Consider the following 16,435-nt stretch of genomic DNA (forward strand, 5'->3'; position numbering starts at 1 on the left):
TTCGCGATAGCGGGCCGTAGGCCTTGAAGACAAGACCAGCGAGGGGCGGCGGAAGCCGTAGAACAGGATGGTTCCCTGCGCCTGAGGCCAGAGGACAGAAAATCGGTCTACAGCTTGCCAACGCAAAGGCTGGGTGGGCTGGGGGGTGGGGCGCCAGATCACCAGAAGTGAGGGCTCTGTCCCCCTCTGGGAGCCAGTCGAGGGCTTGGAGTTGGGCATGGGAGGAGTGGCATCCAGAGAGGCGGGGGAGATGGGAGACTTGCTCCCATCAGGGGTGCGGGGCGCTGTTTTCTCGAGAGGGGGGTTGCCGGCAGTGGCAGCCTCTTGGGCAGGTCGAATCCCGACAATTTCCAGCTCCAGTTGGGTTTCTCCCTGCCATGTTTTGGCCTTGAGCGTGTAGGCTACATCAACTCGCTCCGGCAGCGGATAGATTTCCGCTCCCCGCCAACAGATGGCCCAAAGAGGGCGCTGGGGCTTCGCGTTTGTGATCCCCACTGCTGACCCGTTCGCCAAAGTGTTGCCCAAAGCGTTGCCCAGCGATAACCCATCAGTGTCGTAACTGGAGGTTTTGACAGCTGAGTCGCTCCTGCCCGGACAAGAGGACTCCGTCCGAGTAGCACGTAACCCATGGGAGTGTTGCGTAGGGAGAGCAGGATCCCGGAGCAGCAGCTTCAGGTGGCCGGGAACTGGGCCAAATCGCTGCTGTTGCAGAACCTGCAGGTTGCGGCTGCAGAAGACCGGCTCAGGGTTGCCGATACCACAGGGCTGCAGATGCTGCAGCTCTCGATAGAGGTCAAGGGTGAGATCTGACAGCGACACTTCGGCATCGATTTGCACCAGCGGCTGGATCTGCTCCGGCTGCAACTGCTGTTGGGCAAACTGCCGCAACCGTTCTTCAAAAAAAGGCCAGTCTTCTGCTCTCAGGCTAAATCCCCCGGCAGCGGGGTGGCCGCCGTGCTTGGTGAACAGATCCTTGCAAAACTCCAACGCTTGAAACACGTCAAACTCGGGGATCCCCTGCCGCGCCGAGCCACTGATCTCCCCTTGCCGCGACTGGCTGCCGATGAACACCGGACAGCCAAAACGCTCTGCCAACCGCGAGGCCACAATGCCGATCACCCCTTTATGCCATTTCTGCTGAGGGGATCCCAAAATTGTTAACACCCGCTCCTGTTGCAGATCTCGGCCTTGCTGGGCAATTTGCTCGAGGGCTTCTGCCTCGATGCGCCCGCACATCTGCTGCCGCACCTGGTTGAGCCGTTCGCAGCGGCGGGCCAGTTTCTCTGCTTGCAGGGGATCGTCGGTGGTCAGCAACTGGATCCCCATTCTCGCCCGGCCAATTCGCCCAACGGCATTGATGCGGGGCCCCAGGCCAAACCCAATCCACTCAGGCCGCAGCCCCTCCAGGGATCCCTGCATGCCCATCACCTGCAGAAGGGCGCGGATCCCTGCCACCTGGGAGGTGGGCAAGAGGTGCAGCCCCTGCCGCACCCAAAGGCGGTTAACCCCCGTCAGCGGCGCCAGATCGGCAATGGTGCCCACAGTAAACAGTTCCAGGGCCACCCGCTGCAGATGGCCATCACCACGGCGCTCGGCCAGCGCCTGGGCCAGGAGGTAGGCAACTCCCACCCCGGCCATCCCCCGATAGGGGGAAGAGAGCGGGAGCTGCTTGGGATTGAGGATGGCATCGGCAGGGGGCAACTGGGGCGGCAAATCGTGGTGATCCGTCACGATCACTGTCAAGCCTAGAGCTTTGGCCAGTTGGATGGGCTCGTGGGCGGAGATGCCGTTGTCCACCGTGAGAATGAGGCGCACCCCCTCTCGGTGCAGCTCTTGCACCATGCGGCTGTTGAGGCCATAGCCCTCCGTCATGCGGCTGGGGATGCGGTAATGCACTGGAGCGTCCTGCAAAGCCCGCAGCAGCAGGGCCGTGCTGGTCATGCCGTCGGCATCGTAGTCGCCGCAAATGGCGATGGGCTCTTGTCGGCGAATCGCCCCGTCCAGCAAGTCCACCGCCAGGGGCAAATCGGCAAAATCCTGACTGGGTGGAGGCAGGTGGGCGGGATCCGGCTGCAGGTACTGCTGCACGGCAGCAGGGCTGGAGAGCCCGCGATTGAGTAAGATCTGAGCCAATATGGGCGAGATCCCCACTGCCTCGGCCAAGCTCTGGGCAGCCAACTTGTCCACAGGATGAAACAGCCAGCGTTGAGCAGGGATCCCGGCCATAGGGAAGGGTGGGGCTTGGATGGGGATAGAGGGTAGGCAGTGCTACAGTTGGCCTATAGGGTATCCTTTTGACGTTAGCTCAAAACGCTCCTCTGAATCTTTCCTGCCGCCGATGTATTCTCTGCTGCTTACCTATGGTCTTAACCCGCTGACAGGCTTAAAGCTGTTGGTCAAGTCCTCTGAGCAGACCTCTCTGTGGACACTGGCCCAGCAGCTTTGGGGCCGCCCCGGATCTCGGCGACGCAGGCCGCGCCTACAAATCTCGTTAGGCCGCTTGGTGCCAGAGCAAACCGAGCACTTGTCCAAGTTGGAAGTGCTGCTGCGTCTGCGGTTTTTCATTGCCCTCGAAGCGGAAACTCCAGAGAGTGCTGCCCACCACTGTCGCGAACGGTTCTTGCTTCCTTCCGGCCAGGGATCCGCCATTCAGCTTGCCCGCTACACAGAGGGCTCGCAGCAGTACAAGACGGAGATCATCCGCTTTGCCCTGGGGGGATCCCGCACCCTTGTGGCGAGGACTCCATCCCGCCGCCGTCGCCTCTGAAACAAACTCCCCGACAAGCCATAGCGATAGAGTCTTGCCAGCCTATCTATACTGGAGATGCACTAGATCTGTGTTTCTCCCGTGAACCCAACTGGGCTGCATCTTTGCGGTGGCAGTGCGGAGCATTCTATCGGTGGTGGGCGGCATCTGCAAGCCCATCCCTGGCACAGCCTTGCCCAAACTTCGGCTTACGCTAGCTTTGAGTTGTCCTTCCCGCAAGGGGGTGAACTGCGAGCTCTGGCACTGTGGGGGATCCCCGCAGGCCCAGGCAAAGACTCCATCCCGGATGCAGAGGTTTGAGTTGCCGCCAATTCCGCCAGAGGAGATGGATCCCATGTGCAACGCCCGTAAGGACTACGGCTGGCCAAAGTGCTCCGCACTCCTGTTGCCAGCGCAACCGGCCCTCTTTGCCGGATCCCTGGCGGCCTTTGCCCTTGTGCTCCACGCCGTTAATGGGAACGTCCTGCCGGCTGCTTTGGCCCTGACCCGTTACCAAGTGCATGTACTGGCGGATGGGGCGGCGGAGTTGGCTCAGGTGCGCACCCAGGTGCCGGATGCCTATTTTGTGCAAGGGGATGGGCAGGTTTTCATTCTGGCGGGGACGTTCATCAACCGTAGCCATGCTCAACGCCGTCAGGCCGACTTGGAACGGCTGGGGTTATCGGTGCGGGTGGTGAGCCGCCAAGAGACGGATCCCCCTCTGCCCCCTGCTTTTCCTGCCCAAGCAGCACCCAGCCGCCCTGCTGCCAGCTCAAAAGCCTCTGTGCCGCCGACGCCAACCGCTCCGCCCTTGGATCCCCAGCGTCCCTTTGCCACCCACGTGCCCAACCCCACCGGTGATCCCCGTTTGGAAGAACGGGTGCGCCGCTTCTTTCCAGGAGCCACTGTGGTGCAGTACCGCGGCCAGGTTGCTTTGCAAACGGGAACCTTCTCCCGCCTGTCGTTGGCCCAGGATCAAGCCCGCTGGCTAACCGCTCAGGGGTTGCCGGCAGTGGCAGTGTCGCTGGTAGGAGAAAATGCGGGCCGGGATCCCATCTCCAACCCAGCACAAGGAGAGCGCTATTGGGTGTTGGTGGCGGATCCCACCGGGGAGAAATGGCCTGCGCTAAAACAACTCCTAGAGGGATCCCTGCCCTTGATCTACGATGACCTGCGGGTGGTGCGCACAGGTGGGTTTGCCGACCCTGCTGCTGCCGCCGAGCAGGTGCGTTACTTGGCCGGCCAAGGCTATGAAGCGGGGATCTTCCCCGCCGATCTGCGCCGCTCTCAGCCTCTTTTGCAAGCGGATCCCGTCTCCTCCTCGCCTGCCCAGGCTGTTCCTCTTGGGGAAGAAGGTGGCAGCGGATTTTGGGTGGTGGTGCCGGCTGGGGAAGAGGCCCTACCCAAGCTGCAACAGTTTGCCCCTGATGCCTTCCTGCGGGGCTCAGTGATTCAGGTGGGCACCTACCGGCAACGGGCCAACGCCGAACAGGCGCGGCGCTCTCTGGCCGAAGCAGGGTTCGATGCCCGCATCCTGCCCGTGGAGTAGCCAAGAGCCACTTCCGCCATAAACGCTCTCCTCCTTCCCTGCCGTTGGGGATCCCCATTCGGCCCAAATGGCGACTTGGGTGAGTTTCTGCTTTTGACATACTCCCCACCCTACTGGCTTGTCAAAGCCTACAGCCCGCTTGGGCAAATAGAGCGGTTGACTACCCTGCCACTGCCCTGAGCCTACCGTAAAGCCCTCCTCAAGGACGGAGCGTTTGGGCAACTGGGCGAGGCTGGTAAGAAGGATAGGCCAGCCGTTGCACCACCTGTTTGCAATACACCACCTGTTTCAATAGCAGTGCGGAGCATTTTTCCTAGAGGGCTTGCTTAGCCTGCTGCAGCGTCTGCTCAAACACCTCCAGCGGCTGCGCACCGGAGAAGGCAATGCCGTTCAAGATGAAATGGGGAGTGCCACCGATGCCCAGTTGAGAGGCCAAGTCAATATCTCGCTGAATGGCGCGCTCTGCCGCCCGACTGCGCCGATCCCGATTGAATTTTTCTATATTCAGGCCCAGCTTCTCAGCAGTGGCCACATAAAACCCATCCCCAAGCTGGGATTGGTTGGCAAACAGCTCGTCGTGAAACTCCCAGAACTTACCTTGACGTTGGGCGGCCCAAGCAGCCCGGGCAGCCGACATCGCTTCTGGGTGGATGCTGGTCAGGGGCAGGTGCTTGTACACCAAGGTCACCTCATCCCCGTGGTCGGCCATGAACTGCTTGAGGGTGCTGTGGGCGCGGGCGCAGAAGGGGCATTGAAAATCGGAGAACTCCACCAACACTAACCGCAGAGCGTCGGATCCCAGTCGAGGGGAATCTCCGATGACGGCGCGTGGGTCCTCCCGCAGTTGACGGCCAAATTCTTCCGCCAGCCGCTGCTGTTGTTGCTGCTGCTCCTGGTACTGTCGCTGCTGGTATTCCTGTACGGCCTCCAGAATCACCTGGGGGTTCTTTCGAATGATCTGCAGCACCTGCTCTTCCAAATCTGCCGGGGCAGCCGCCGCCGCTGGTAGGAAAACCGGAGCTCCACTTCCCACTCCCAGCAGAACCGTCAGCCCGAACAAAAGTCCAGCCCGGGCCAAGCTCCGCCCCCAAGCGCGAAAAATCCTCACCAGCCTATGCATCCCAACCCCCCTCTCAAACATGCCTAGAGCCGTCGCAACTCACCCAGCCTACCGTCAGATCCCAACAGTGTCTATCACTCGTTCGGGGGGGTTAGGAATTGGTGACCTGCAGAAGCTGCTCCTTGATCCGCTGCAACTGGCTGGCCCAGCGGGGATCCGGCTCAGAGGCTGCCTCACTTTCGGCGACGACGGTGGAGCGCCCACCCTTATTGCCGCGCTGGCGTTGCTTTTTGCTGGGGGCAGGGTTTTCTGCCGACTCTTTAGGGCCCTTGGCCTCAGAATCTCTGGACGGCCTGGAATCTTTGGAACCTCTGGACTCTTTGGATGAAGGCTCAGAGGTCGCTGTTTTGGATTCGCCTTCTTCCCCTCGGTCGCGCGGCTGGGCGAGCTCAATGCGCAAGTTGACATCCCCAAAGCTGTGGCCGTTGAACTTTTCGATGTACTGCTGCGCCTGCTCTTCGGTGTTCACCGTTACAAAGCCGAAGCCGCGGCATTTGCCTGTCTTCCGATCCCGGATCACCTTGGTGGAAATGACCTCACCGGCAGAGCGAAAGAGCTTCTCCAGTGCCTGACGATCCACCTCTTCCGGCAGATTTCCAACATACAGACGCACAGGCATGATCCAGCGAAGCTCCTAATCGAAATAACAAAAGGCCAAAATGCAAAGCGCTACATCTAGGGCGCTCAAGCCCATAACATCAAACCCGGAACCCGGTAGTCCATTGTCACACCATAGCGCGCCGCAAAGCGCAACCCTTGGCAATCACGAAGCTATTTTTTAATTTACCTCAACCTGGAGCCGCGAAGACGAGGAGAATGGTCTCTCTTGTCGATTGCCTCGTGCAGTTGGTTTCGGCGGCGGGCTGTGTCCCTTAGGCCAGGCCGGTGTTGTTCAGGCGATCCCGATGTTGAAAAGGTCGGGCCTGGGGGCCCGTGTAGTCGGCTACAAGATGTCCTTGCCCTCGCAGTTGGTAGCGGTAAGTCACCAAGCCTTCCAAGCCCACCGGGCCGCGCGGCGGCAGTTTTTGGGTGCTGATGCCCACTTCTGCCCCAAAGCCGTAGCGAAACCCGTCGGCAAAGCGGGTGGAAGCATTGTGAAAGACCCCTGCCGCATCCACTTCATCCAAAAATCGCCGGGCAGCAGCGGCATCCTCGGTTACAATCGCCTCGGTATGGCGGGATCCGTACTGCTGGATGTGGGCAATGGCCTCGTCAAGGGAGCCCACCACTTTAATAGAGAGGATCAAATCGGCATACTCGGTGCTCCAGTCGTCCTCGGTGGCCGGGATCAGATCCGGCACCAGCTCGCGGCAGAGGGGATCCCCCCGCAATTCCACCCCCCTCTCCCGCAGGGCCTTGACCGCCAGAGGCAAAAAGTGGGGGGCTATGGCCTCGTGAACCAGCAGAGTCTCGATGGCATTGCAGGCAGCGGGGTACTGGGTTTTGCTGTCCACCGTCAGCTTGATTGCCATGTCTACGTTCGCTGCCCGATCCACGTACAGGTGACACAGGCCATCGGCATGGCCCAATACCGGGATGCGGGTATTCTCCAGGATGTAGCGGACAAAGCTGCTGGAGCCGCGGGGGATGATCAGGTCTACCAGCCCCTCCAGTTGCAGTAGGGCCTTGACCTCGGCGCGGCTGGTGAGCAACTGCAGGGATCCCTGGGGAAACTCTGGGATCTGCTGCAGGCCCGCCTGGATGGCCGCCATCAAGGCTTGACAGGAGAGCAAAGCTTCGGATCCCCCTTTAAGCAAGACGCTATTGCCGGTTTTCACCGCCAGGGCGGCAATTTGCACCAAAGCATCGGGCCGCGACTCGAAGATTACCCCCAGCACCCCCAAAGGGTAGGTGCGCCGTTCCAAGATCAGCCCCTCGTCCAGTTCCCGGATCAGCAAAGCTCGGCCCACCGGATCCCCCAGCCGGATCACCTGCCGCACTCCGGCCACCATATCTGCCAGTTTGTGGGCATCCAGCTTCAGGCGAGCATAGGCAGATGCCGACAACTCCCCGGCTTTCACCATCTCCGCTGCCCGCTCCAAATCCGCCTGGTTGGCGGCCAAGATAGACTCTTGGTGCTCCAACAAGGCAGTGGCCATGGCCTCCAGAGCGGCATTCTTAATAGCCGTGGGCAAGGTGGCCGTGTGTTGGGCAGCAGCGCGGGCCAACTGCACTTGGGACAGCAGCGGGCGGTCTGAAGCAGAGGCAAGCGAGCTGGGGCAATCGGTGGCAAGGGACATAGAGTCAGAAAGGGGGCAAAGTGCCCATTTGGAAGAAAAGGGTTGCGATGATAGGTTGTAACAAAGTTGTGTTGAACTGTGATCCTAGAAGCACCCCCGGCAGGGATCCCTATGCTAGGTTGGGCACAGTCGGTTGGGGTTATCTGTAGCCTACCAAAATCCGGATCCCACTTGCTGCGGCAGGGGAGCCCTTCATCGCTCTCGATGCTTCTAAGCTGAAGTTCGCATAGGGGAAGACCCTTGCTCGAAACCCAGTTCCCTGACAATTAGAGATCCACCTCTGGAGATCCACCTCGTCAACCTCGATTTAGCGCCTTCCAGGAGAGCCAATGAGAAAGCGTGGGTTTGTGGTTAGTGCAACGGCTGCGGTGATGACAGCGGTGTCGCTGGTCGGCGTGCAGCTATCTATGCCGGGTTGGGCGGGGTTTCGCCGGGATCCCAAGGAAGTGGTGGACGAGGTTTGGCAAATTGTTAACCGGGAATATGTGGATCCGTCTTTTAATTCCCTGGATTGGGAAGCGGTGCGGCGGGATCTGCTCAGCCGAGAGTATGCCACCCGAGAAGATGCCTACGCGGCCATCCGGGAAGCCCTGAAGAAACTGAACGATCCCTACACCCGCTTTCTGGATCCGGATCAGTTTGCCAGCATGCAAATCGATACATCCGGTGAGCTGACCGGGGTGGGGATCACGCTGGGCATGGATCAGGAGACAAACGAGCTGGTGGTGATCTCCCCCATTGAAGGGTCTCCTGCCGACCGGGCTGGGATCAAATCCAAAGACGTGATCGTGCGCATCGACGACAAGTCCACCGAAGGCATGGACACCAACGCTGCAGTCAACCTCATTCGGGGCGAGCCGGGTACGCGGGTGCGGCTGACCATTCGCCGCGAGGGGGAAGGGCTAAAGGTGTTCGATTTGGTGCGGGAAAGAATTGAGCTGGCCACCGTGCGCTACGAGGTTCACGAGGAAAACGGCCTGCCCATTGGCTATATCCGGATTACCCAGTTTTCCGGCAACGCCGCCGAGAAGATGCGCCAAGCCATTCGCGAGCTGGAAAAACAAGGGGTAGCCGCCTACGTTCTGGATTTGCGCGCCAACCCAGGGGGCCTGCTCTACTCCAGCGCCGAGATTGCCCGCATGTGGATTAACCGGGGCAGCATTGTCTCGACGGTGAACCGCCAAGGGGAGCAGGATCGCCTGACGGCCAACAACACGGCCCTTACCGATAAACCTTTGGCCGTTTTGGTGGATGGTGGCTCGGCCAGCGCTAGCGAGATTCTGTCGGGGGCTCTGCAGGATAACCGTCGCGCCGTGATTGTCGGCACGCAAACTTTCGGCAAGGGCCTGGTGCAGTCGGTGCATCCCCTGTCCGATGGATCTGGGCTGGCGGTAACCATTGCCCGTTATCGCACTCCCAACGGCAACGACATTGACCACAAGGGCATTACCCCCGATATTTTGGTGGAATTGTCCGAGGAAGATCTGAAGCGGCTCAGCCAGAACCGAGAGCTGGTGGCCACCCCAGCCGACCCACAGTACGCTGCTGCCATCCAGGCTCTGCAGGCTCAGATCTCTGCCCGTCGGCAACAGGCCCAGGAGGTCATTCGTTCCTCTTCACGTTAGCCGGTGTTGGGGGCGGTTTTGATGGGTCTCAGATCTGGCACTCCTGAGACTGGGGTTAAGCCGAGGCCCAAGCTATTTAAGACTATTAAGACTCTTCTCATTCGAGTTATTCGAGGAGTGTTGACCAGCGCCGGGCTGGGGATGCTTTTATTGTTTCTGTAGGTGGCGCGTAGCACAATGGCGGGGTCGAAGATCGCGGGATCCATAAACTTGGCCGGACGGGATCTGCTCAAGCTCAGCGACCTAACCCCGGCAGAGCTGTCGGCCCTGCTAGCCCAGGCGGCTGAATTAAAGCGGGATCCCTATCGGGTGGAGCTACGGGGTCGGGTGTTGGGGCTGTTGTTTCAGAAGGCTTCTACCCGCACCCGCGCCAGTTTTACGGCAGCCATGGCCCAATGCGGGGGCAGCACCCTGGATCTGGTGCCGACGGTGATGCAGGTGAGCCGCGGCGAACCCCTGCAGGATACGGCCCGCGTCCTCTCCCGCTACCTGGATGTGATCGCCATTCGCACCTACGACCAGAAGGAGCTGGAAACCTTTGCCGAGTATGCCGATGTTCCGGTGATCAACGCCCTCACCGATCAGTTTCACCCCTGTCAGGTGTTGGCCGATCTGCTCACCATTCAGGAGAACTTTGGCCAACTGGCGGGACTGACCCTGGCCTATTGCGGCGATGGCAACAACGTTGCCCACTCCCTGCTGTTGGGCTGTGCCATGAGCGGGATCCACATCCGCGTCGCCACCCCCCCCGGTTACGAGCCGGATGCGGCAGTGGTGGAGCAAGCCCGCACTCTGGCCCAGGGATCCCAGGTGTTGGTGCTGCAGGATCCCCAGGAAGCCGTCTCTGGATCCCAGGTGGTCTATACCGACGTGTGGGCCAGCATGGGTCAAGAAGCTGAGGCGGAGGCCCGCAAGGCCACCTTTCTGCCCTACCAGGTCAATGCCGAGCTGCTGCAACGGGCGGATCCGGAAGCCATTGTGCTGCACTGCCTGCCGGCCCACCGGGAAGAGGAAATCACCACTGAAGTACTGGAGGGATCCCAGTCCCGCGTGTGGGATCAGGCGGAAAATCGCCTACATGTGCAAAAGGCGCTGCTGGTTCAGCTGCTGGGCCCAGGATAACAGCCTTTGGGGAGCCAGAGAGGGGCGTAGCGAACAGCTTTGCGGTCGTTGAGGATGGCCTCGTCGTGTTCCTCTGTCTCGTCAGGACTTGGTCCGAGGCCCAAATTAGCCCAGACCTAGCTACCGGCTATTGGCAGGGCGGCGGGCGGCAATTGCCAGGCTGACATTGGGCACCCGCTGCAGGGTATCCATCACCTCCACCACCTTGCCGTGGGAGAGGGCCAAATCAGCGTTGATCACCACCAAGCGGCGCCCTTCAGCCGGCTTCTCGGCCAGGATGCGTTCCACTGCCGGGATCAGAGCAGAGATATCGGCAATCTTCTCCTGATTGACAGCAATCTGTCCTTCCGCCGTCAGGCTCACCGTTACATCCGGCTGCAGACGAACTTCAGCTGTAGTGGCATCCGGCAGGTTGACATCCAGAGCCTCGGAGCGGGTGAGCACCAGGCTGGCAATCACGAAAAACACCAGGATCGAGAAGATGACATCGATCAGGGGCACGATGTTGATCTCGCCTGCTCGGAAGTTCTCTTCGGGGATGCGCATAGGTTAGGAGGGCTCAAGCGAGGAGTAGGGGGGAAGGGTGGAGCTGCCACTGGGGCTAGATTGGGTGTAGGAATACTGGGAAAGCTGTTGGGCCTGCATCTCTTGCCGCTGCCGATGCAGCAGCTCCAGCATGCCGCCGTACTCTTGGATCTTAGAGAGTTGCCGCAGGTACAAAGAGCGGAAGACGTTGGAAATCAACAGGGTGGGAATAGCCACAATCAGTCCAAAGGCCGTCGAGTACAAGGCTTCGGCGATCCCCCGACCTACCCCCTGGGTATCGGTGCCGCCGATATCCCCCAGTTGAATGGAGCTGAGGATCTGGATGATGCCGGTGACGGTGCCCAACAAGCCCAAGAAGGGGGCAACGGTGATTACGGTGTCGAAGACAGTGTTGAAGCGCTTCAGCAGAGGCACTTCTGCCGCCAGGGCCGTTTCCAGAGCCAGCTTAAAATCTTCCGGGCTGGCCTCGTTCAGCTCCAACCCGGCCAAAAAGATGCGGGCAATCGGCAGATCGGCATTTTGCTCCAGCAAATACTGGGCAGCGCGTGGGTTGCGGCGGTACTGGCTCAGGGCTTGCTGCACCACCTCCTCCTGCCGATGGGTGATCTTCCACCAAAACAGCACCCGCTCAATGCAACAGGCCACCGAGAAGACCGAGAACGTCAACAGGGGGATGGAGTAATACCAACCCTGGATCATGAGCTGCAAGACTCTATCCATCGATCCCGATTCCCCCCTTCTGGCGGCAGTTTACGCTCATCTTGTCATAGCACTTTCTCGGCAGGCCTGGGATCCCTTCTTGCGCGGCGAAGGTTGCACCTTTTGGCAATTTTGCCCCCATGCCGGCTCTCATCTCGTCAATTGTCAATCCAGAGGGCATACTGGTTGCAACAATTTTGGATCCCGAGGGCGTGAATTATGAAATTCAGACGCTGGTTGGGTCTTTGCTGCGCCGGCTTGATGGCCTTGCTGTTGACGGCTTGCGGCAAGGGATCCGCCCCCTACGACAGCATCGTGGTCAATTTTGTAAACACGGCCACCCCCAGTCAGATTGCTGCTATCGCTAAAGAGTATCATTTGACGCTCCGCCCCAGCAGCGACAGCGCTTTTGCCCGCCAGGAAGCGATCTATCTGTTTGACGTGGATGCCAACCACCTGGGATCCACGCGGCGGCTGGTTAAGCGGCTCACCGACGAAGCTTTGATCGAGTATGCTCACCCCAACTATCAATTCCAGGCGGCTTTCGTGCCCAACGACCGCCTCTATCCCCAGCAATGGAACCTCAGGGCCATCCACATGCCGGAAGCCTGGGACATCTCCCAAGGGGAAGGGGTGACGGTAGCCGTGGTGGACACGGGAGTAACACGAGTGCCGGATCTAGCCCAAACCCAATTTGTGAAGGGCTACGACTTTGTGGATGACGATGAGGATCCGGAAGACCTCAACGGCCACGGCACCCATGTGGCGGGAACCATCGCCCAATCCACCAACAATGTCTTGGGTGTAGCCGGCATTGCCTTCAAGGCCAAGATCATGCCGGTGCGGGTGTTGGATGCCAATGGCTTTGGATCCCTGTCGGATGTGGTGGAAGGGATCCGCTATGCTGCCGACCACGGGGCTACGATCATCAACCTCAGCCTGGGTAGCCGCGCTTCTGCCCAACTGATGGAGGAGGCGGTGGCCTATGCCCACAGTAAAGGGGTGACGGTGATCGCAGCCGCCGGCAACGAAAACTCCAACCAGGTGAGCTACCCGGCCCGTTACCCGCATGTGATCGCTGTCTCGGCCACGGGGCCCAACGGGGAGAAAGCCCCCTACTCCAACTATGGGGTGGGGGTGGACATCTCTGCTCCCGGCGGAGCCAAAACGCCTGATCACCCCGAGTACGGCATTCTGCAGCAAACCATCAATCGTCGTAACCCCAACGAGCCGGTCTTTGCCTACTTCCAAGGCACCAGCATGGCCACTCCCCACGTAGCCGGTGTGGCAGCTCTGATCCAGGCTCAGGGCATCAAAGACCCGGACAAGGTGGAGGAAGTGCTGAAAATGTCGGCTACCCCAGTGCCCGGCGACAAACAGAACTTCTACGGGGCTGGTCGTTTGGATGCAGCCAAGGCGCTGGCCAGGGCCACAGGGCAACAGGAGGAAAACCCCTTGGTGCTCTGGTTGAAGGACTTCCTGCAGTACCTGAACAACAATGGCTACCTCAACCCACGCTTCTGGTTCGATGGTGGCCCGATTGCTCTGGTGCCGAAGCTGCTGATGGTGGTGGGCGGCTACATTATCCTGGTGCTGATCCGCTGGTGGCTGGCTCCCAAGCGGCTGCTGCAGACGGTGCCTTTGCTGGCTGGGATGCTTTTGGGCAGTGCCGGTCTTTTCCCCTTGCAGGGGTTGGCGATTGTCGGTGGCCCCCGTTGGCCCTTCCAATTGGCGGGTAGCTCCCTGCCGGAGTTGGGCACCGCCTTTGCCCAGACCAATGCCTTGAACCCCCTATTTGCCAGCGTGTTGATCCCAGGCCTGTTGATGTTGCTGCTCCTGGGCCATCGGCGCTGGCGCTGGGCGGTGATTGGCTTGTGCATTGGCATGGCCTCGCATCTGCTCTTGTCCGGATCCCTGTTTTATGAGGGGGTGCTATGGCTTGGATCCTCTGCTTGGTTGGGTCGCTCCTTCTTGCTCTTCAATGGCTTGCTCTGCCTGGGCCTGGCCTACTTGGGAGCGCAAGCGGCTACGGAATCTCAATCCACGGCAACTGGGCTGGCGCTGAGGCAGTGATGCAAGAGTACAGCGGTACCATCCAGTTCCTGGATATCGAAGGGGGAGTGTGGGTGCTGACGCTGCCTTCCGGCGAGCACTATGCCCTTTTCCGTGCCCCCAAAGAGCTCTTGCAAGAGGGACTAGAGGTCACCATCCAGGGACAGATCAGAGAAGACATGGTGACGGTGGCTCAGGTAGGGCCGGTTTTAGAAGTCAAGAGCTTCCAGCGGCAGCCCTAGCTTGGCTTGCGGCTCCGGCCATACCAATCGGGGATCCCCAAGCGGGGATCCCTGCTTTTCGATGTCAGAATGCTTTTACAGTCGCTTCAAACAAGATTGAGACACCTCGCTGCCGACCCTCACCCCTAGCTTCTCTTTAGTTAGGAGAGAAGGAAAGTTAGGAAGCAATGCAACGAAAATATTTCATTTCCGTTTAAAAAGAATCTCGTTTCCACGGCTGAGCATTCACGAAGCTCAAAAAACGTAGGTAGGCAGCTGTATCCCGTGACCGCTTAATACTTACATAGTCATAAGTCTGTAGCCTGAACAACTGGGAAACCATCATCGCTGTTTTAGAGGGGAAACCTACTGGCGAAAGCGGGACGGGATCCTTTGCGGCAAGGGCTGTTGTGGAACCAGTAACAAGAATCCTCACCCTACCGCTACGGGGAAGCAAGCCAGTAGAGCAGGGAACATGTCAAAGCAGGTTGCTCAGGCGGCTGTGAAAGACCGAGTAGATCTCTGCGTAAGACTTCACCCACTCTGGATCCGGTTGAACATAGCGTTCTACCTGTACCAATCGATCGGCAGCCTGTTGGACAGAGCAGCACCAATAGGCAGAAGCGGCCAAGATGGCTGCCCCCACAGCCGGCTCCGGGTGTTTCACCACAGCCAAGGGACGAGCAAGGATGCTGGCGCGTAGGCGCAACCAGAGAGGGCTTTTGCTGCCTCCACCGGTGGTGAAAATCGGGCTCTGCTCTGGCACTGGGATCCCTTGAGCGGCCAACGTTTCCAGCCCCAGCCGCTCCACCATCGCTACCCCCTCCAACAAAGCAGCGTAAAAACGGGGGGATCCCTCTTCTGCCTCCGGCAAGAACCCGGCAAACTGGGGATCGACAATGGGAAAACGCTCTCCCGGCTGACAAAGGGGATAGCTGACCAGCCCGGTGGGCAGATAAGCCTGAGCTTGCTGATCCAGCATTTGCAGGTTGCCGTCGGGGAAGTAATGAGGCAAAACTCCGCCTCCACAAAAAGAGGCGGCCCCCGGCCACCAAACCATTCGTTCGCGACAGCGGTGCGGAGCACTGTCCGGGTGCAAATGGGAATAGATGCTTGGGGTTTGTATGGGATCCGGACTGTTGGCCTTAAAAATAAGGGTTGTGCCCAAGCTGGTGGAAACCTGCCCCAAGCGAATAGCCCCTGCCGCCAGTTGCCCGGCACAGCCATCGGTGATCCCTGCCGCGATCAGCACTTCCGGCCCCAACCCCCAGTCTGCTCGCACCGTTCCTAAAACTGTTCCCGGCGGCACCACCTCGGGGAAATGCTTGGGGTTTAGGCCCTGCCGCGCCAACCACTCCTGAGGCCAGGTGTAGGCCTCCAGGTCGAAACCGCTCTTGAGGGCATGGGTGTGATCGGTCACCTGCCTGCGCCCCCCCAGTTGGCTCAGCAAAAAGTCCGCCGGATGGGCCAAGTAGCTGTCTCGATACTGATCAGGATAGGCTTCCGCCCACCACAGCCAACGGCTGAGACCCCAACTGGCAGGGATCCCCAATTGCTTGGCCTGAGCCTGGCCCCGTGGGTCAGAATACAGCCACGCCTGTTCCAACGGCATGCCTCGACCATCCACCGGCAGAATGGTGCCGGAAGTGCTGCAAGCACTCAGAGCTGCAATGGAATACTGCTCCCCCAGTTGCGCGGTCAGTTGTCCCAAAAGGGCTTTCAGGGTTCGCAACCAGCGGCCCGGATTGGTCTCTGGGGGATCCCACTGGCGCTCGCTTTTGGCCACCACCTCCCCCTGCTCTGAGAGGGCCACCACCCGCATCCCAGAAGTGCCCAGATCGATCCCAAGAAACACAGGGGGCATAGGAATACTCACCTGAGAATGCTTTGTTTATATACGGGGTGGCCAAGTGGCCTCAAAGTGGCCTCAAAAAGGGGCCCAAACTGGCTCAAAAGATGGGATCAAAATCTCAAAACTCCTGGCTGCTCCGAGCCAGTGCTTCTTGGATATCCAGATCCAGCCCTCTCACCGATTCCAGCACCGAGCGGGTGATCAGCTTGCCCTCCTGCACCAAAACCGCGCCGGTTACAGGGTGCAAAAGTGGCTGCTCCGCTCGCCGACCGATCAACGCCTCGATATCCTGAAAAGCATGGATGTACATCCCGGCAGGCAATTCCACCACCACCCCTTCCCCCAGCACCCGCGCTTGGCAGGCCAAGCGAGAGTTAGGCTTGCAGGTGGTGATCACCTCCAGGGTGCGCTGCTCCCGCTTGCTCATCGGGGATAAAGACTCCATCCCCTCCTTAACGTACACATGACAGGTGGCGCAGAGGCCGCGCCCACCGCACTCTTTCAACACATTCAGCTCTTCTTGCAGCAGCACCGAGAGCAAATTGCTGTTGGTGGCGATTTCAGACACTTGGGCAATGGGATCCAACCGCACACGCTTGACCATAGTCCGCACTTTTTGGGCTACTGGATGCTAAAAAAGCTAGCATCTTTCACCAATGCAGA

At 59.7% G+C, this 16,435-nt stretch carries 14 protein-coding genes; 6 read left to right on the top strand and 8 right to left on the bottom strand.

From position 1 onward, the window contains the following. On the bottom strand, positions 1-2,226 hold a 2,226-nt coding region (gene recJ, locus NW818_RS07805), incomplete at its 3' end, for a single-stranded-DNA-specific exonuclease RecJ (protein ID WP_414424250.1). A 112-nt stretch (positions 2,227-2,338) separates the two neighbouring features. Here recJ and NW818_RS07810 point away from each other — a divergent pair. Both NW818_RS07810 and NW818_RS07815 read left to right on the top strand, forming a co-directional pair. Continuing rightward, the gene (locus NW818_RS07810) at positions 2,339-2,767 is read left to right on the top strand and encodes a hypothetical protein (protein ID WP_414331038.1); all 429 of its coding nucleotides are present in this window, start codon (positions 2,339-2,341) and stop codon (positions 2,765-2,767) included. A 109-nt stretch (positions 2,768-2,876) separates the two neighbouring features. Further along, positions 2,877-4,295: an SPOR domain-containing protein gene (locus NW818_RS07815; RefSeq protein WP_414424251.1), complete on the top strand. Its 1,419-nt coding sequence runs from the start codon at positions 2,877-2,879 to the stop codon at positions 4,293-4,295. Between the two features lie 313 nt (positions 4,296-4,608). Here NW818_RS07815 and NW818_RS07820 read toward each other — a convergent pair whose 3' ends face one another. The 3 genes from NW818_RS07820 to NW818_RS07830 all read right to left on the bottom strand — a co-directional run bounded on the left by NW818_RS07820 (position 4,609) and on the right by NW818_RS07830 (position 7,655). Further along, positions 4,609-5,403: a DsbA family protein gene (locus tag NW818_RS07820; protein WP_414424252.1), complete on the bottom strand. Its 795-nt coding sequence runs from the start codon at positions 5,401-5,403 to the stop codon at positions 4,609-4,611. Positions 5,404-5,506: 103 nt separating this feature from the next. After that, a complete protein-coding gene (locus tag NW818_RS07825) occupies positions 5,507-6,034 on the bottom strand; it encodes an RNA recognition motif domain-containing protein (RefSeq protein ID WP_414412513.1) in 528 nt (175 codons plus the stop codon). Positions 6,035-6,287: 253 nt separating this feature from the next. After that, positions 6,288-7,655 (bottom strand): glutamate-5-semialdehyde dehydrogenase, encoded by a 1,368-nt coding sequence (locus NW818_RS07830; RefSeq protein ID WP_414424253.1) that lies wholly within the window; start codon positions 7,653-7,655, stop codon positions 6,288-6,290. Positions 7,656-7,984: 329 nt separating this feature from the next. Between NW818_RS07830 and ctpC the strand changes: the two genes are divergently transcribed. Together ctpC and argF are read left to right on the top strand one after the other, a co-directional pair. Then, positions 7,985-9,280: a carboxyl-terminal processing protease CtpC gene (gene ctpC, locus NW818_RS07835; protein WP_011432460.1), complete on the top strand. Its 1,296-nt coding sequence runs from the start codon at positions 7,985-7,987 to the stop codon at positions 9,278-9,280. Between the two features lie 204 nt (positions 9,281-9,484). Then, the gene (gene argF, locus NW818_RS07840; protein ID WP_414424255.1) at positions 9,485-10,402 is read left to right on the top strand and encodes an ornithine carbamoyltransferase; all 918 of its coding nucleotides are present in this window, start codon (positions 9,485-9,487) and stop codon (positions 10,400-10,402) included. A 120-nt stretch (positions 10,403-10,522) separates the two neighbouring features. Here the strand turns inward: argF and NW818_RS07845 are convergent, their stop codons facing one another. Both NW818_RS07845 and NW818_RS07850 read right to left on the bottom strand, forming a co-directional pair. Then, a complete protein-coding gene (locus NW818_RS07845; protein ID WP_414383874.1) occupies positions 10,523-10,948 on the bottom strand; it encodes an ExbD/TolR family protein in 426 nt (141 codons plus the stop codon). A 3-nt stretch (positions 10,949-10,951) separates the two neighbouring features. Next, on the bottom strand, positions 10,952-11,644 hold the full coding sequence (locus NW818_RS07850; RefSeq protein WP_369791770.1) for a MotA/TolQ/ExbB proton channel family protein: 693 nt from the start codon (positions 11,642-11,644) through the stop codon (positions 10,952-10,954). A 222-nt stretch (positions 11,645-11,866) separates the two neighbouring features. Here NW818_RS07850 and NW818_RS07855 point away from each other — a divergent pair, with 222 nt between their 5' ends. Beyond that, positions 11,867-13,720, top strand: a complete 1,854-nt coding sequence (locus tag NW818_RS07855; RefSeq protein ID WP_414424254.1) for a S8 family serine peptidase — start codon at positions 11,867-11,869, stop codon at positions 13,718-13,720. Further along, complete coding sequence (locus NW818_RS07860; RefSeq protein ID WP_414342539.1) at positions 13,720-13,941, top strand: hypothetical protein; 222 nt, start codon at positions 13,720-13,722, stop codon at positions 13,939-13,941. Before NW818_RS07855 ends, NW818_RS07860 begins: the two co-directional genes overlap by 1 nt. Before the next feature lie 457 nt (positions 13,942-14,398). Here NW818_RS07860 and NW818_RS07865 read toward each other — a convergent pair whose 3' ends face one another. Beyond that, on the bottom strand, positions 14,399-15,784 hold the full coding sequence (locus NW818_RS07865; RefSeq protein ID WP_414332211.1) for an FGGY-family carbohydrate kinase: 1,386 nt from the start codon (positions 15,782-15,784) through the stop codon (positions 14,399-14,401). Between the two features lie 106 nt (positions 15,785-15,890). Then, positions 15,891-16,376 (bottom strand): 2Fe-2S iron-sulfur cluster-binding protein, encoded by a 486-nt coding sequence (locus NW818_RS07870; RefSeq protein WP_011432453.1) that lies wholly within the window; start codon positions 16,374-16,376, stop codon positions 15,891-15,893. Positions 16,377-16,435: the final 59 nt, after the last annotated feature.

Source organism: Synechococcus sp. R6-5 (assembly GCF_047461775.1).
Taxonomy (GTDB): Bacteria; Cyanobacteriota; Cyanobacteriia; order Thermostichales; family Thermostichaceae; genus Thermostichus.

Bases quoted from the DNA above. Each gene is read 5' to 3' on its own strand.
- NW818_RS07810 (WP_414331038.1), top strand. From the start codon at position 2,339: ATGTATTCTCTGCTGCTTACCTATGGTCTTAACCCGCTGACAGGCTTA.
- NW818_RS07825 (WP_414412513.1), bottom strand. From the start codon at position 6,034: ATGCCTGTGCGTCTGTATGTTGGAAATCTGCCGGAAGAGGTGGATCGT.
- NW818_RS07830 (WP_414424253.1), bottom strand. From the start codon at position 7,655: ATGTCCCTTGCCACCGATTGCCCCAGCTCGCTTGCCTCTGCTTCAGAC.
- ctpC (WP_011432460.1), top strand. From the start codon at position 7,985: ATGAGAAAGCGTGGGTTTGTGGTTAGTGCAACGGCTGCGGTGATGACA.
- NW818_RS07845 (WP_414383874.1), bottom strand. From the start codon at position 10,948: ATGCGCATCCCCGAAGAGAACTTCCGAGCAGGCGAGATCAACATCGTG.
- NW818_RS07855 (WP_414424254.1), top strand. From the start codon at position 11,867: ATGAAATTCAGACGCTGGTTGGGTCTTTGCTGCGCCGGCTTGATGGCC.
- NW818_RS07860 (WP_414342539.1), top strand. From the start codon at position 13,720: ATGCAAGAGTACAGCGGTACCATCCAGTTCCTGGATATCGAAGGGGGA.
- NW818_RS07865 (WP_414332211.1), bottom strand. From the start codon at position 15,784: ATGCCCCCTGTGTTTCTTGGGATCGATCTGGGCACTTCTGGGATGCGG.
- NW818_RS07870 (WP_011432453.1), bottom strand. From the start codon at position 16,376: ATGGTCAAGCGTGTGCGGTTGGATCCCATTGCCCAAGTGTCTGAAATC.